Source organism: Streptomyces sp. NPDC050147 (assembly GCF_040660195.1).
Taxonomy (GTDB): domain Bacteria; phylum Actinomycetota; class Actinomycetes; order Streptomycetales; family Streptomycetaceae; genus Streptomyces.
Map to the genome: position 1 here is coordinate 648807 of NZ_JBFALJ010000001.1, position 14743 is coordinate 663549.

13 protein-coding genes are annotated in these 14743 nt (G+C 69.7%); 8 read left to right on the forward strand and 5 right to left on the reverse strand.

Translation table 11 applies throughout. The features are described 5' to 3' along the window. Positions 1-3: 3 nt before the first annotated feature. Positions 4-558, forward strand: coding sequence for a hypothetical protein (locus AB0I94_RS03065; protein ID WP_363307600.1), 555 nt, complete (start codon positions 4-6; stop codon positions 556-558). Positions 559-693: 135 nt separating this feature from the next. On the opposite strand, the gene ppdK is transcribed toward AB0I94_RS03065, so the two are convergent. The 3 genes from ppdK to AB0I94_RS03080 form a co-directional block, all read right to left on the reverse strand. Continuing rightward, positions 694-3387 carry a pyruvate, phosphate dikinase gene (gene ppdK, locus AB0I94_RS03070; RefSeq protein ID WP_363307757.1) on the reverse strand — a complete coding sequence of 898 codons (2694 nt, stop codon included), beginning with the start codon at positions 3385-3387 and terminating at the stop codon, positions 694-696. A 608-nt stretch (positions 3388-3995) separates the two neighbouring features. Next, positions 3996-5126, reverse strand: a complete 1131-nt coding sequence (gene dusB, locus AB0I94_RS03075; protein WP_363307601.1) for a tRNA dihydrouridine synthase DusB — start codon at positions 5124-5126, stop codon at positions 3996-3998. A 47-nt stretch (positions 5127-5173) separates the two neighbouring features. Beyond that, positions 5174-6064: a helix-turn-helix transcriptional regulator gene (locus AB0I94_RS03080; RefSeq protein ID WP_363307602.1), complete on the reverse strand. Its 891-nt coding sequence runs from the start codon at positions 6062-6064 to the stop codon at positions 5174-5176. Between the two features lie 101 nt (positions 6065-6165). Here AB0I94_RS03080 and AB0I94_RS03085 point away from each other — a divergent pair, with 101 nt between their 5' ends. The 3 genes from AB0I94_RS03085 to AB0I94_RS03095 are packed head-to-tail and all read left to right on the forward strand — an operon-like array spanning position 6166 to position 9576. Continuing rightward, complete coding sequence (locus AB0I94_RS03085) at positions 6166-7629, forward strand: MFS transporter (protein ID WP_363307603.1); 1464 nt, start codon at positions 6166-6168, stop codon at positions 7627-7629. Positions 7630-7681: 52 nt separating this feature from the next. Further along, positions 7682-9151 carry an MFS transporter gene (locus tag AB0I94_RS03090; protein ID WP_363307604.1) on the forward strand — a complete coding sequence of 490 codons (1470 nt, stop codon included), beginning with the start codon at positions 7682-7684 and terminating at the stop codon, positions 9149-9151. Continuing rightward, a complete protein-coding gene (locus tag AB0I94_RS03095) occupies positions 9148-9576 on the forward strand; it encodes a protein-tyrosine phosphatase family protein (RefSeq protein ID WP_363307605.1) in 429 nt (142 codons plus the stop codon). The genes AB0I94_RS03090 and AB0I94_RS03095 overlap by 4 nt, the downstream gene beginning before the upstream one ends. Positions 9577-9613: 37 nt before the next feature. Here AB0I94_RS03095 and AB0I94_RS03100 read toward each other — a convergent pair whose 3' ends face one another. Together AB0I94_RS03100 and AB0I94_RS03105 are read right to left on the reverse strand one after the other, a co-directional pair. Next, positions 9614-9820: a hypothetical protein gene (locus tag AB0I94_RS03100; RefSeq protein ID WP_363307606.1), complete on the reverse strand. Its 207-nt coding sequence runs from the start codon at positions 9818-9820 to the stop codon at positions 9614-9616. A gap of 77 nt (positions 9821-9897) precedes the next feature. Beyond that, a complete protein-coding gene (locus tag AB0I94_RS03105) occupies positions 9898-11277 on the reverse strand; it encodes a glycine--tRNA ligase (RefSeq protein WP_363307607.1) in 1380 nt (459 codons plus the stop codon). Between the two features lie 156 nt (positions 11278-11433). Between AB0I94_RS03105 and AB0I94_RS03110 the strand changes: the two genes are divergently transcribed. The 4 genes from AB0I94_RS03110 to AB0I94_RS03125 all read left to right on the forward strand — a co-directional run bounded on the left by AB0I94_RS03110 (position 11434) and on the right by AB0I94_RS03125 (position 14703). Continuing rightward, a complete protein-coding gene (locus tag AB0I94_RS03110) occupies positions 11434-12453 on the forward strand; it encodes a metal ABC transporter substrate-binding protein (RefSeq protein WP_363307608.1) in 1020 nt (339 codons plus the stop codon). A 32-nt stretch (positions 12454-12485) separates the two neighbouring features. Further along, positions 12486-13295 (forward strand): metal ABC transporter ATP-binding protein, encoded by an 810-nt coding sequence (locus tag AB0I94_RS03115; RefSeq protein ID WP_363307609.1) that lies wholly within the window; start codon positions 12486-12488, stop codon positions 13293-13295. A gap of 5 nt (positions 13296-13300) precedes the next feature. Beyond that, positions 13301-14209, forward strand: a complete 909-nt coding sequence (locus tag AB0I94_RS03120; RefSeq protein ID WP_363307758.1) for a metal ABC transporter permease — start codon at positions 13301-13303, stop codon at positions 14207-14209. A gap of 80 nt (positions 14210-14289) precedes the next feature. Next, a complete protein-coding gene (locus tag AB0I94_RS03125; RefSeq protein ID WP_363307610.1) occupies positions 14290-14703 on the forward strand; it encodes a transcriptional repressor in 414 nt (137 codons plus the stop codon). Positions 14704-14743: the final 40 nt, after the last annotated feature.

A 14743-nucleotide genomic window follows, 5' to 3' on the forward strand; every position in this document is an offset into this window, starting at 1 on the left:
GCGATGACATTGCATTCCGATGTGGCCGAGTTGCTGGCGGAGGCCGGCATCATCGACGTGGACGTGGACGAAGCCGTCGCGGACGAGCACGTGCGAGCGTCCGCGTACCGACGCGTTGTCTCGGTGATCGCTTCCTCGCGGAGCCGCGACCGGGACCGCGCGCTCGTGGCCACGATTCTGCGGGACCCCCTGGAGTCGATCTCCAAGGGGGCGGTGGTCGCCCTCGTGGACGAGATCGCGATGAAGGTGACCAGCCCTGCCGAGTTCCGGCAGTGGTCGGGCGAACTACTGCCGGAGATCGACCGGCTCAAGGTGGAGGCATTCCGCGCGTTCATCCGCCGCCGCATCGACGACTGGCTGTTCTACCTGTCCGTCAAGGACGGCCACGTGCCGACACCGGCCGAGCTGGCGGAGGTCACGGACTGGATGCAGCGCCACCTCGCCGAGTGGTCGAGGTCACCGGCGGTACTCGCCGTGGTCGCCGAGTCGGCCAACACCAAGAAGACCCGGAACATCGCAAAGAACCGAGCCAACAGCCGCGAACTGAGATCGGAATGAGCCGGTAGCGGCAACCCGAAGGGGCAGCTCCCCCGCACAGGGAGCTGCCCCTTCTTGGTGGACCGGGCCCGTCCCCGCATCGGTGAGGGTCGGGGACACGAGGTCGGGCCCGGAGTTCGCCGGTGGCCGTGAGGCCTACCGGTGGTCGCTGCCCGCCGATTCGGATGCCGCGCGGCCTGCCTCCAGGCGGGCCACCGGGATGCGGAACGGGGAGCAGGAGACGTAGTCCAGGCCCACCTCGTGGAAGAAGTGCACGGACTCCGGGTCGCCGCCGTGCTCGCCGCAGACGCCGAGCTTCAGGTCGGGCCGGGTGGCGCGGCCTGCCTTGACCGCGTCCTTCACCAGCTTGCCCACGCCGTCCTTGTCGATGGTCTCGAACGGGGAGACCCCGAAGATGCCCTTCTCCAGGTACGCCGTGAAGAAGCTCGCCTCCACGTCGTCGCGCGAGAAGCCCCAGACCGTCTGCGTGAGGTCGTTCGTGCCGAAGGAGAAGAACTCGGCGGCCTCAGCGATCTGGCCCGCCGTGAGCGCGGCACGCGGCAGCTCGATCATGGTGCCGAGCGCCAGCTTCAGCTCCACGCCGGTCGTCGCCTCGACCTCCGCGATGACCTGCTCGGCCTCCTCGCGGACGATCTCCAGCTCCTGGACCGTGCCGACGAGCGGAATCATGATCTCCGCGCGCGGGTCGCCCTTGGCGTTCTTGCGCTCGGCGGCGGCCTCGGCGATGGCCCGTACCTGCATGGTGAACAGGCCGGGGATGACCAGGCCGAGGCGTACGCCTCGCAAGCCCAGCATCGGGTTCTGCTCGTGCAGGCGGTGCACCGCCTGGAGCAGGCGCAGGTCGTTCTCGTTGGAGTCCTTGCGGGACTCGGCGAGGGCGACACGGACCGAGAGCTCCGTGATGTCCGGCAGGAACTCGTGTAGCGGCGGGTCCAGGAGGCGCACCGTCACCGGAAGGCCGTCCATCGCCTCGAAGAGCTCCACGAAGTCGCGCTTCTGGAGCGGCAGGAGTTCCTTGAGGGCGTCCTCGCGCTCGCCGTCCGCGTCGGCGAGGATCAGCCGCTCGACCATCTCGCGGCGCTCGCCGAGGAACATGTGCTCGGTGCGGCACAGGCCGATGCCCTGGGCGCCGAAGCGGCGGGCGCGGAGGGCGTCCTCGGCGTTGTCCGCGTTGGCGCGGACCCGCAGGCGGCGTACTCGGTCCGCGTACGCCATGATCCGGTGCACGGCGCCGACCAGCTCGTCGGCGTCGTCGGCGCCCGCGTGCATCCGGCCCTCGAAGTACTCGACGACCGGCGAGGGGACCACGGGCACCTCGCCCAGGTACACCTTGCCCGTCGAGCCGTCGATGGAGACGACGTCGCCCTCCTCGACGACCACACCGCCGGGCGCGGTCAGGCGGCGCCGCTTGGTGTCGACCTCGATCTCCTCGGCGCCGCAGACGCAGGTCTTGCCCATGCCGCGGGCGACGACGGCGGCGTGCGAGGTCTTGCCGCCGCGGGAGGTGAGGATGCCCTCGGCCGCGATCATGCCGTCGAGGTCGTCGGGGTTGGTCTCACGGCGGATGAGGATGACCTTCTCGCCCGAACGCGACCACTTGATGGCCGTGTACGAGTCGAAGACCGCCTTGCCGACCGCGGCACCGGGTGACGCGGCGATGCCCCGGCCGAGCTGCTCGACCTTCGCGGTGTCGTCGAAGCGCGGGAACATCAGCTGGGCGAGCTGGGCGCCGTTGACGCGCTGCAGCGCCTCGGCCTCGTCGATCAGGCCCTGGTCGACGAGCTGCGTCGCGATGCGGAAGGCGGCACCGGCGGTGCGCTTGCCGACGCGGGTCTGGAGCATCCACAGCTGGCCGCGCTCGATGGTGAACTCGATGTCGCACAGGTCCTTGTAGTGCGTTTCGAGGGTCTCCATGATCTGCATGAGCTGGTCGTACGACTTCTTGTCGATCTGCTCGAGATCGGCGAGCGGGACGGTGTTGCGGATGCCCGCCACCACGTCCTCGCCCTGCGCGTTCGTCAGGTAGTCGCCGTACACGCCCTGGTGGCCGCTGGCCGGGTCGCGGGTGAACGCGACGCCCGTGCCGGAGTCCGGGCCGAGGTTGCCGAAGACCATCGAGCAGATGTTGACGGCGGTGCCCAGGTCGCCGGGGATGCGCTCCTGGCGGCGGTAGAGCTTGGCGCGGTCGGTGTTCCAGGACTCGAAGACCGAGCGGATCGCGAGGTCCATCTGCTCGCGCGGGTCCTGCGGGAAGTCCCGCCCGGCCTCGGTCTTGACGATCTTCTTGAACTTCGTGACCAGCTTCTTCAGGTCGCCGGCCTCCAGGTCGGTGTCGACCGTGACCTTCTTGGCCGCCTTGGCGGCCTCCAGGGCGTCCTCGAAGAGCTCGCCGTCGACGTCCATGACGGTCTTGCCGAACATCTGGATGAGGCGGCGGTAGGAGTCCCACGCGAAGCGGTCGTCGCCGGACTGCTTGGCCAGACCGGTCACCGACTTGTCGGAGAGCCCGATGTTCAGGACGGTGTCCATCATGCCGGGCATGGAGAACTTGGCGCCCGAGCGGACCGAGACGAGCAGCGGGTCATTGGCCTGACCGAGCTTCTTGCCCATGGTCTTCTCAAGGGCCTCGAGGTGCGCGCTCACCTCGTCGCGCAGCTCGACCGGCTCCTCGCCGCTGGCGAGGTAGGTCTTGCAGGCCTCGGTGGTGATCGTGAAGCCCGGAGGGACGGGCAGCCCGAGGTTGGTCATCTCGGCGAGGTTCGCGCCCTTCCCGCCGAGAAGGTCCTTGAGGTCCCTGTTGCCCTCGGTGAAGTCGTAGACGAACTTCACGGCCGCATCGCTCGCATCGCTCGCATCGCTGACGTTCGCATCGCTCTGCGCTACGTGGGGATCTTTGTTTTCCGACACGGGTCTCGACTCCTCGAGGACTCGGTGGCTGCCCTGACGGCGAGGAACATACCCAGATCGAAGGCGCATGGGTACGTCCACTTGCGCGTCATGCGGCTGTAACCACCCGTCCGCCAGTAGATCGAAAGTGACTCGGCGGTAGCTGCACGGTGGATCATTCGTTCAACTCTTGAATGCGCAACGCCCGTAGACCTGGCGTTTTGCTCACATGAGCGGCTCGCACTCAGATGTGAGTTCATCTTGTGAATGATCGAGCAGTGGCACTGAGTGCCACCCCTTGGAGAAGTGCAGGCGCCCTGAAACCGCTCATCTGAGCGCAACGCCTATCAGGGGTGGCGAGAATCACGCCGTTTGAAGCGGTCTGATGTCAGTATCCGGACGCGCGGCGAGACGGTCGGGTGCCACTCGTACGCCGACCGGGGCGCGGACCGCCGACAGAGCGCTTCGCCGCACCCCGGCGAGGAAAAGTGTTCAGGCCAAATCCGCGGCGGCCACGAGACCTCCGGGCCCTCGACGCGGGATTCGGCGGTTCAGCCGCCGGAGGTGTCCAGTTCCGCGTCCTCGCTGATGCCCGCACAGTCGTAGGGGTCCTTCAGCCAGCCGTCCGGCAGGACGACGCGGTTGTTGCCCGACGTCCGGCCGCGCGGACCGTCCGCTCCCACCGGCCACGCCTGGTCGAGGTCCAACTCGCCGAGCCCGTCCTCGAGTTCGGCGAGGGACGAGGTGATCGCGAGACGCTTGCGCATCTCCGAGCCGACCGCGAAACCCTTCAGGTACCAGGCCACGTGCTTGCGGAAGTCGATGACACCGCGCGCCTCGTCGCCGATCCACTCGCCGAGCAGGGTCGCGTGCCGCAGCATGACGGCGGCGACCTCGCGCAGGTCAGGGGCCTTGGGCGCGCCCGTGCCCTCGAAGGCCGCCACCAGGTCGGCGAAGAGCCAGGGGCGGCCGAGGCAGCCGCGGCCGACGACGACTCCGTCGCAGCCGGTCTCCTTCATCATCCGCGTCGCGTCGGCGGCGGACCAGATGTCGCCGTTGCCGAGCACCGGGATCTCGGGCACGTGCTCCTTGAGGCGGGCGATGGCGTCCCAGTCGGCGGTGCCGCCGTAGTGCTGGGCGGCGGTGCGGCCGTGCAGCGCGATCGCCGTGACGCCTTCCTCGACGGCGATGCGGCCCGCGTCGAGGAAGGTGATGTGCTCGTCGTTGATGCCCTTGCGCATCTTCATCGTGACGGGCAGGTCGCCGGCGCCGCTTACGGCCTCGCGGAGGATCGCGCGCAGCAGGGGCCGCTTGTACGGGAGCGCGGAGCCGCCTCCCTTACGGGTGACCTTGGGGACGGGGCAGCCGAAGTTCAGGTCGATGTGGTCGGCCAGGTCCTCTTCCGCGATCATGCGGACGGCCTTGCCGACGGTGGCCGGGTCGACCCCGTACAGCTGGATGGACCGGGGCTTCTCGGTCTCGTCGAAGTGGATCAGCTGCATGGTCTTCTCGTTGCGCTCGACCAGCGCCCGAGTCGTGATCATCTCGCTGACGAAGAGCCCCTTACCGCCGCTGAACTCCCGGCACAGCGTCCGGAAGGGCGCGTTCGTGATGCCCGCCATGGGCGCGAGCACGACGGGCGGCCGCACGGCGTGCGGGCCGATCTGAAGCTGGGGCTCCATGGCGCGGGATTCCTCCGGGACGAGCGGGCTGAGAGGGGGCAGACCTCCTATTGTCCCCCATCCGCGCGACTGCCCACGCGCCCGGCCTTCACCAGCCGGTGCAGCTCCTCCGTGGCCGCCTGCGAACGCGCGTCCGCCGGGACGTACGTCCCCAGGCGCGGGCCCTCGGCCGGGCCGAGCCACAGACCGTGGTAGGTGAAATGCAGTGGGCCCACGACCGGATTCGTGAAGCGCTTGGTCTGGTCGACCGCCTGCATCACCTCGTGCCGCTCCCACAGCTCGCAGAACTCCGGCGACGCCTTGCGCAACCTCCTGAGCAGCGTCTTCCACGCCGGATCCGCGAGGTGCCCCGCCATCCGGGCCCGGAACCTGGCCACCATCCGGCGCATCGTCTCCGCCCGGTCGTCCATGGCGGCCTGCCAGGCGGGGTGCGTGAAGGTCAGCCACATGCAGTTGCGGTCCTCGGGCGGCAGCACGTCGAGGTCGGTGAGGAGATTCCCGTACGTCGCGTTGTAGGCGAGGACGTCGTAGCGGGCGTTCTGCACGCACGCCGGGTACGGCTCCAGCTGGGTGACGATCCGCAGCAGGCCCTGCGGGACCGAAGCGGTCTCGGCTGCCGGGGAGGGGTCGGCGGTGCCCGCGAGCTGGAAGAGGTGCGCGCGCTCACCGGCGTCCAGCATCAGGGCACGGGACAGCGCGTCGAGCACCTGGGCCGAGACGTGGATGGCGCGGCCCTGCTCCAGCCACGTGTACCAGGTGACGCCCACCGTGGAGAGGTGCGCGACCTCCTCGCGGCGCAGGCCCGGCGTACGACGGCGGGGGCCGCGCGGCAGGCCCGCCTGCTCGGGCGTGATGCGCTCGCGGCGGCTGCGCAGGAAGTCGGCGAGTTCACTGCGGCGGATACGGTCGCCCGGCTGCGTGGGCGCTGCGGTGTCCATGGGAACAGCTTGCCCGTATGCCGACCCTGTTTCCAGGTAGTGCGGGTACCAGGATAAAGAGACTCTGGTACCAGGCTGAAGGTTCGCCGAGCGTCGTACTCGTGAACCTGACGAATTCCACGGCCCACGTCCTGAAGCCCGAGCCCGCCCCGGCGGCCCGGTCCGCCACAGCCGCCGACTCCCCCGCCCTGACCCCGCTCGGCCTCGTCACCATCCTGCTCGGCGCCGCGCTCCCGATGATCGACTTCTTCATCGTCAACGTCGCCCTGCCCAGCATCGAGCACGACCTGAACGCCTCCCCCGCCACCCTGGAGATGGTCGTCGCGGGCTACGCCGTCGCGTACGCCGTGCTGCTCGTGCTCGGCGGACGGCTCGGCGACACGTACGGGCGCCGCAGGCTCTTCCTCTGGGGTGTCGCCGCCTTCGGCGTGACCTCGCTGGCCTGCGGTCTCGCGCCCGGCGCCTGGTGGCTCGTGGCCGCGCGCGTCACCCAGGGCGCGGCCTCCGCGCTGATGCTGCCGCAGGTCCTCGCCACCATCCACGCGACGACGCGGGGCGAGCGGCGGTCCAGGGCGGTCGCCCTCTACGGCTCGGTGGGCGGCATCTCCGTGATCCTCGGCCAAGTGCTCGGCGGCGTCCTGGTCTCCGCCGACCTGGCGGGCACCGGCTGGCGCGCCGTGTTCCTGGTGAACGTGCCGGTCGCGGTCGCCGCCCTGTTCTGCGCGGTGCGCTCCGTGCCGGACAGCCGCGCCGCGCAGCCCACCCGCGGCGACATCGGCGGCACGCTCCTGTTCGCCGCGTCCCTGATCGCGCTGCTGCTGCCCCTGACCGAGGGCAGGGCCGCGGGCTGGCCCCTCTGGTCGGTGCTCTCCCTGCTCGCCTCACCGTTCCTCGCCTGGGCGTTCGCCCGCGTCGAACTGCGCGCGGAGCGCACCGGCGGCAGCCCGCTTCTGCCCCCGTCCCTGCTGCGCGAACCCGGCGTACGGATCGGGCTCACCCTCGGCCTGCCCATCTTCATCGGCTTCGCCGGCTGGATGTTCGTCAGCGCGGTGACGCTCCAGCAGTGGCTGGGCTTCAGCCCCTTGAAGTCCGGTCTGACCCTGATCCCCATGGGCGTCGCGCAGTTCGCGGCGTCGATGCTCGCCCCACGCCTGGTGAAACGGCTCGGCAGCCGCGCGCTGCCGCTGTGCGCGCTGGTGCACGGCACGGGCCTCGCGGTCCTCGCGCTCACGGTGCTGTGGACGCCGTGGGCGTCGCTGAGCCCGCTCGTCCTCGCCCCGGGACTCGCTCTCTGCGGCGTCGGCCAGGGCGTACAGCTCGCCCTCTACTACCGCATCGTGCTCGCCGCGGTACCGGCCGAGCGGGCGGGCGCGGGCAGCGGCCTCGCGGCGACGGTGCAACAGTCCTGCCTGGCCGTCGGCGTCGCCACCCTCGGCTCGCTCTTCCTGGCCCTGGCGTCGGGCTCCGGAATGCGGGACGCGTTCGCGATCGTCCTCGGCGTCCAACTGGCCGGGCTCATCGGCCTCGCACTCCTGAGTCTGCGACTGCCCCGCGGGCTCGGGTGAGGGGCGCGGCCCACGAGGGCGGCGCCCAGCCCGCCGGGTTACCGTCGAACTCATGCCCCCGCAAGAGCTCACGCACCGCCGACGCATGCTCATCCTCGCGATCTGCTGCATGAGCCTGCTCATCGTCAGCCTCGACAACACCGTCCTGAACGTCGCCCTGCCCACCATGGCGCGGGAGTTCGGCACCAGCATCTCGGGCATGCAGTGGACGATCGACGCCTACACCCTCGTACTCGCCGCGCTCCTCATGCTCGCGGGGTCGACGGCGGACCGTGTGGGGCGTCGGAAGATATTCAAGGTGGGCCTGGTGATCTTCACGCTCGCCTCGGTCGCCTGCTCCCTCGCGCCCAACCTGGAGTCCCTCGTGGCCTTCCGCATGGCCCAGGCGGTCGGTGGGTCCATGCTCAACCCGGTCGCGATGTCGATCATCACCAACACCTTCACCGAGCCGCGCGAGCGCGCCCGCGCCATCGGGGTCTGGGGCGGCGTGGTCGGCATCTCCATGGCGACGGGCCCGCTGCTGGGCGGCCTCCTGGTGGACTCCGTCGGCTGGCGCTCCATCTTCTGGATCAACCTGCCGGTCGGCCTCGCGGCGCTGCTCCTCACCATCCGGTACGTCCCCGAGTCCCGCGCCCCCGAGCCACGCCGCCCCGACCCCGTGGGCCAGCTCCTGATCATCGTGCTGCTCGGCGCCCTGACGTACGCGATCATCGAGGCGCCGACCGCGGGCTGGACCTCGCCGCTGATCATCGCGTTCGCGGCCACCGCGCTCCTGGCCCTGCTCGGCCTCATCGCCTACGAGCCGCGCCGCGCCGATCCTCTGATCGACCTGCGCTTCTTCAGATCAGCCCCCTTCAGCGGGGCCACCGTGATCGCGGTCTGCGCGTTCGCCGCGCTGGGCGGTTTCCTCTTCCTCTCCACGCTCTACCTCCAGAACGTACGCGGCCTGAACGCCCTGCACGCGGGCGTGTGGATGCTGCCGATGGCCGCGATGACACTGGTCTGCGCCCCGCTGTCGGGCCGCCTGGTCGGCAGCCGGGGCCCGCGTGTCCCGCTCCTGGTGGCGGGGGTCGCGATGACGTCGTCCGGGGTCCTGTTCGCCGCCTTCGACGCCGAGACCACGAACGCGACGCTCCTCCTCGGCTATGTCCTCTTCGGTCTCGGTTTCGGCTTCGTGAACGCCCCGATCACCAACACCGCCGTCTCCGGAATGCCCCGCTCCCAGGCGGGCGTCGCCGCCGCCGTCGCCTCCACGAGCCGCCAGATCGGCCAGACCCTCGGCGTCGCCGTCATCGGGGCGGTCCTCGCCTCCGGGGTGGGAACCTCGTCGTACGCCGCCACCTTCACGGAGGCGAGCCGCCCCGCCTGGTGGATCATCGCGGGCTGCGGCCTCGCGGTGCTGGTACTGGGTGCGCTGACGAGCGGCCGGTGGGCGAGGGAGACGGCACGGCGGACGGCAGAGCGGCTTGAGACCGGGTCGGAGGACGCGACAGGCATGCCCAGCACTACCGTCGCGTCATGACTGCGACTTGGGACCCCACGGCATCAGGCGTACTGCGACTCCCCTCGGGCCGGCTCATCCGCGGCCGAGGCCTGCGGCGACCGCTTCCGCGGGGCCCGGAGCCTGCCTTCGCGCTGTATCTCCTCGGCAAGGAGCCGCCCGCCGTCGACTGGGAGGCCCGGTGGGTCCGCTGGCCGGACTTCCGGCTGCCCACCGACCGCGGGGCGACGGCCGCCGCCCTGCGTGAGGCGCTGGAGCGGTCGCGGGAGGAGCGGGTCGAGGTCGCGTGCGGCGGCGGCCTCGGCCGCACGGGGACGGCGCTGGCGTGCCTCGCGGTGCTGGACGGGGTGCCGGGCGACGAGGCGGTCGCGTATGTACGGGAGCACTATGCGCCGCGGGCGGTGGAGACGCCGTGGCAGCGGCGCTTCGTGAGACGGTTCGGCTGACCTGACCTCCGGGACCGTCCCCAGGGGGCCCAGGGGCTTAGGGCATCGAAGGGTCCACCGTCGCCTGATGCTCCTGCGCGAGGTGTTCCTCCGCCTTCAGCCATGGCAGGAACTGCACCCGCCTCCCCCATCCGCACGTGTCGCAGCTCAACTGCCGCTGCACACCTGCCTTCTGCACGCGCACGACATGCTCGCGCCCGTGCTGGTCCCATCTGCTGACCTTGCTCGTGGTCGTCGAAGGCATGGCGCCCAGTGTGCAGCAGAAACCCCCGGCTCCGTACGTCTGCGTACGGAACCGGGGGTTTCTCTTCGAGTCAGGCGTCAGCAGCCCACCAGGCGCGAGGCGAGGTAGCCCTCGATCTGGTCGAGGGAGACCCGCTCCTGCTTCATCGAGTCGCGCTCGCGCACCGTGACCGCGTTGTCGTCCAGGGTGTCGAAGTCGACCGTCACGCAGTACGGCGTGCCGATCTCGTCCTGGCGGCGGTAGCGGCGGCCGATGGCGCCCGCGTCGTCGAAGTCGATGTTCCAGTTCTGGCGGAGGGCCGTCGCCAGGCCCTTGGCCTTCGGGGACAGCTCGGGGTTCCGCGAAAGAGGCAGGACCGCGACCTTGACGGGAGCGATGCGGTGGTCGAAGCGCATGACCGTCCGCTTCTCCAGCTTGCCCTTGGCGTTCGGGGCCTCGTCCTCGATGTAGGAGTCGAGGAGGAAGGCGAGCATGGTGCGGCCGACGCCGGCCGCGGGCTCGATGACGTACGGAGTCCAGCGCTCGCCGGCCTCCTGGTCGAAGTAGGACAGGTCCTGGCCCGACGCCTTGGAGTGCGCGGAGAGGTCGTAGTCCGTGCGGTTGGCGACACCCTCCAGCTCGCCCCACTCGCTGCCGCCGAACTGGAAGCGGTACTCGATGTCAGCGGTGCGCTTGGAGTAGTGGGAGAGCTTCTCCTTCGGGTGCTCGAACCACCGCATGTTCTCCTCGCGCAGGCCCAGGCCGGTGTACCAGTTCCAGCGCTGCTCCATCCAGTACTCCTGCCACTTCTCGTCCTCGCCCGGCTTGACGAAGAACTCCATCTCCATCTGCTCGAACTCGCGGGTCCGGAAGATGAAGTTGCCGGGCGTGATCTCGTTGCGGAAGGACTTGCCCATCTGCGCGATGCCGAACGGCGGCTTCTTGCGCGAAGTCTGCTGGACCTGGGCGAAGTTGGTGAAGATGCCCTGCGCGGTCTCGGGGCGCAGGTAGGCGACGGAGCCGCTGTCCTGCGTCGGGCCGAGGTGCGTGGCGAGCATGCCGGAGAACTGCTTGGGCTCGGTGAACTGGCCCTTGGTGCCACAGTGCGGGCAGTTGACCTCGGCCAGGGACTCGGGCGGACGGCCGTGCTTGGCCTCGTACGCCTCTTCCAGGTGGTCGGCGCGGTGGCGCTTGTGGCAGGAGAGGCACTCGGTCAGCGGGTCGGAGAACGTCGCGACGTGACCCGAGGCCTGCCAGACCTCCGTGGCCAGGATCACCGACGAGTCGATGCCGACGACGTCCTCGCGCGAAGTGACCATGTAACGCCACCACTGGCGCTTGAGGTTCTCCTTGAGCTCGACGCCGAGCGGCCCGTAATCCCAGGCGGCACGCTGGCCGCCGTAGATCTCACTGCACGGGTAAACAAAGCCACGGCGCTTGCTCAGGCTGACGATGCTGTCGATCTTGTCGGCGGCCACGGTGCTCTCTTCATTACGACGGTGGGCGAAGCGAATGCTTCAGGTTACCGGCGGGCTTACCCCCCTAATCAAATCGGTTCCCGGGCGACCGTCCCGCAGGGGACGTATCAGACGACTAGTTGACAATCGTTTCCAGATTTGTTGAAAATGAGTGTCATGAACGTACGTCGCCTCATACCCACCGCCGCCGTCGCCTCCGCCACGGTCCTCGGGCTCACGGCCCTGTCCGCCTGCTCGTCCTCCAGCGCCGCGGACAAGGACGGCGACGGCAAGCTGAGTGTGACCGCGTCGTTCTACCCCATGCAGTACCTCGCCCAGGAGATCGGCGGCGACCACGTCTCCGTGGACACCCTGACCAAGCCGGGTGTCGAGCCGCACGACCTGGAGCTCAGCCCGAGGCAGACCGCCCAGCTCGGCGAATCGGACGTCATCCTGTACCTCAAGGGCATCCAGCCCGCCGTCGACGACGCCATCGGCCAGTCCGGCGTGAAGAACACCGTGGATGCCGCGACCCTCACGAAGCTGGAGAAGCACGGCACGGGCGTCGGCCACGACCACGGCCACGAGGGCGAAGAGCACTCCGAAGAGCACTCCGGCGAGGAAAAGCACGCCGACGAGGAAGCAGAGCACGGCCACGAGGGCGAGGGCGAAGCCGGTGCCGACCCGCACATCTGGCTCGACCCGGTGAAGTACGCCGAGGTCGCCGAGGGTGTCGGCAAGGCGCTGGAGAAGGCCGACCCCGACCACGCGGCGGCGTACAAGAAGAACACGAAGGCCCTGGTCAAGAAGTTGGACGCGCTGAACACGAAGTTCGAGGGCGGCCTGAAGAACACCGAGACCAAGACCTTCATCACCACGCACTCCGCCTTCGGCTACCTCGCCGAGCGCTACGGCCTCGACCAGGAGGGCATCTCCGGGATCGACCCCGAGGCGGACCCGAGCCCCGCCCGCATCAAGGAGCTCCAGGACATCGCCAAGGAGGACAAGGTCTCCACGGTGTTCTTCGAGACCCTCGCGAGCGACAAGACCGCCAAGACGCTCGCGAACGACGCGGGCCTGAAGACGGACGTCCTGGATCCCCTGGAGGGAATTACGGACAAGTCCAAGGGCGATGACTACATCGGGGTCATGGAATCCAACCTCGCCGCGCTGAAGAAGGCCCTCGGCGCGAAGTGAACGTACGGCTAGCAGCATCGGAGGCGCACGCCATGGGAGTCACGGAAGCCATGGACGGCGCGGGGTCCGTCCCGCCCGTCATATCCGTGAGGGCGGCCACGGCCACCCTCGGCGCGCGCCCGGTGCTGCGCGGCATCGACCTCACCGTCAGGCGCGGTGAGGTCGTCGCGCTGCTCGGCGCGAACGGCTCGGGCAAGTCCACCGCCGTCCGCTCCGTGATCGGCCAAGTCCCCCTCACCGGCGGCGACATCAGCCTCTTCGGCACCCCCCTGAAGCGCTTCAGGCAGTGGGCCCGCATCGGCTACGTACCGCAGCGCACGACAGCCGCGAGCGGCGTCCCCGCGACGATCCGCGAGGTCGTGTCGTCGGGCCGCCTCTCGCGTACGAAGCTGTCGAGGCTGGGCTGGACGACGAAGACCGACCGCGCGGCGGTCGACCGGGCCATCGCGCTCGTCGGCCTCGCCGACCGCGCCAAGGACTCCGTGGGCGCCCTCTCCGGCGGCCAGCACCAGCGCGTGCTCATCGCCCGCGCGCTCGCCTCCGAGCCCGAGCTGCTGATCATGGACGAGCCGATGGCGGGCGTCGACCTGGCCAGCCAGGAGATCCTCGCCCAGACCCTGCGCGAGCAAGTGGCGGCCGGTACGACGGTCCTGCTCGTCCTGCACGAGCTCGGCGCCCTCGAACCGCTGATCGACCGCGCGATCGTCCTGCGCGACGGCTGCGTGACGCACGACGGCCCGCCCCCGAAGGCGCTCGGCCAGCACGCCCTGCCCGGCCACGACCACGTACATCCGCACTCGGCCGACGAGCACGAGCCGATCCGCACGGGACTGCTGACCTGATGATGATGGAAATCTTCCAGACCGAATTCATGCAGCGGGCGCTGATCGCCGCCGTCCTCGTCGGCATCACGGCCCCCGCCATCGGCATCTACCTCGTCCAGCGCCGCCAGGCCCTGATGGGCGACGGCATCGGCCACATCGCCATGACGGGTGTCGGCCTCGGCTTCCTGCTCAATTCGAGCCCCGTCTGGATGGCGACGCTGATCGCCGTCGTGGGCGCGGTGACGATGGAGCTGATCAGGGCGTACGGCAAGACGCGCGGCGACATCGCCCTCGCAATGCTCTTCTACGGCGGCATGGCGGGCGGTGTCCTGCTGATCAATCTCTCGGACACCGGCTCCAACGCGAACCTCTCCTCGTACCTCTTCGGCTCGCTCTCCACGGTCTCGGACTCCGACGTCACGGCGATCTGCCTGCTCGCGGCCTTTGTGGTCCTGGTCACGGTCGGCCTGCGCAAGCAGCTGTTCGCGGTGAGCCAGGACGAGGAGTTCGCGCGGGTCACGGGACTTCCGGTGCGCGCGCTGAACCTGCTGATCGCGGTCACCGCCGCCGTCACGGTCACCGTCGCGATGCGCGTCGTGGGGCTGCTCCTGGTGAGCGCGCTCATGGTGGTGCCGGTCGCCGCGGCCCAGCAGATCACCCGCTCGTTCAAGGTGACGTTCATCCTGTCGGTGGTCATCGGCACCGCCGTGACGCTGTCCGGCACGGTCACGTCGTACTACCAGGACGTGCCGCCAGGAGCGACCATCGTCCTGATGGCGATCGGCGTCTTCGTCGTCCTGACCGCGCTCGCCACCCCCCTGGCCCGGCGACGGGCACGGGCCGTGACCTCTGCCGACGCGACCTGCACGGCCGAGGACGTCGCCAAGGACGTCCCCGGGGCGCGGCGCCCGGCTGACGAGGTCAGCGCCTGAGAGCGAGCTGGCACAATGGCCCGACGGGATATGACAGATGTGCGGGCGATCGTGCGATTTTTTCAGTTGAGGAGGCACCTGTGACAACGGCTGCGGGACCCCCGGTACGAGGACGATCCACCCGGCAGCGCGCCGCTGTGGCGGCGGCCCTGGGCGAGGTGGACGAGTTCCGCAGTGCGCAGGACCTGCACGACATGCTCAAGCACAAGGGCGATTCGGTGGGCCTGACCACGGTCTACAGAACGCTCCAGTCCCTCGCCGACGCAGGCGAGGTCGACGTGCTCCGCACCGACGAGGGCGAGTCGGTCTACCGCCGCTGCTCCACCGGCGACCACCACCATCACCTGGTCTGCCGGGCGTGCGGCAAGGCGGTCGAGGTCGAGGGCCCCGCGGTCGAGAAGTGGGCCGAGGCGATCGCCTCCGACCACGGGTATGTGAACGTGGCGCACACGGTGGAGATCTTCGGCACCTGTGCGGAGTGCGCGAACAAGTAACCGTACGTACGTGAGGGGCCCCCACCGTCGCGCTGACGGC

Excerpts from the sequence above, each read along its gene's own strand:
- AB0I94_RS03100 (WP_363307606.1), bottom strand. The coding sequence starts at position 9,820 with ATGCCTTCGACGACCACGAGCAAGGTCAGCAGATGGGACCAGCACGGG.
- AB0I94_RS03115 (WP_363307609.1), top strand. The coding sequence starts at position 12,486 with ATGGGAGTCACGGAAGCCATGGACGGCGCGGGGTCCGTCCCGCCCGTC.
- dusB (WP_363307601.1), bottom strand. The coding sequence starts at position 5,126 with ATGGAGCCCCAGCTTCAGATCGGCCCGCACGCCGTGCGGCCGCCCGTC.
- AB0I94_RS03110 (WP_363307608.1), top strand. The coding sequence starts at position 11,434 with ATGAACGTACGTCGCCTCATACCCACCGCCGCCGTCGCCTCCGCCACG.
- AB0I94_RS03090 (WP_363307604.1), top strand. The coding sequence starts at position 7,682 with ATGCCCCCGCAAGAGCTCACGCACCGCCGACGCATGCTCATCCTCGCG.
- AB0I94_RS03095 (WP_363307605.1), top strand. The coding sequence starts at position 9,148 with ATGACTGCGACTTGGGACCCCACGGCATCAGGCGTACTGCGACTCCCC.
- AB0I94_RS03080 (WP_363307602.1), bottom strand. The coding sequence starts at position 6,064 with ATGGACACCGCAGCGCCCACGCAGCCGGGCGACCGTATCCGCCGCAGT.
- AB0I94_RS03065 (WP_363307600.1), top strand. The coding sequence starts at position 4 with ATGACATTGCATTCCGATGTGGCCGAGTTGCTGGCGGAGGCCGGCATC.
- AB0I94_RS03120 (WP_363307758.1), top strand. The coding sequence starts at position 13,301 with ATGGAAATCTTCCAGACCGAATTCATGCAGCGGGCGCTGATCGCCGCC.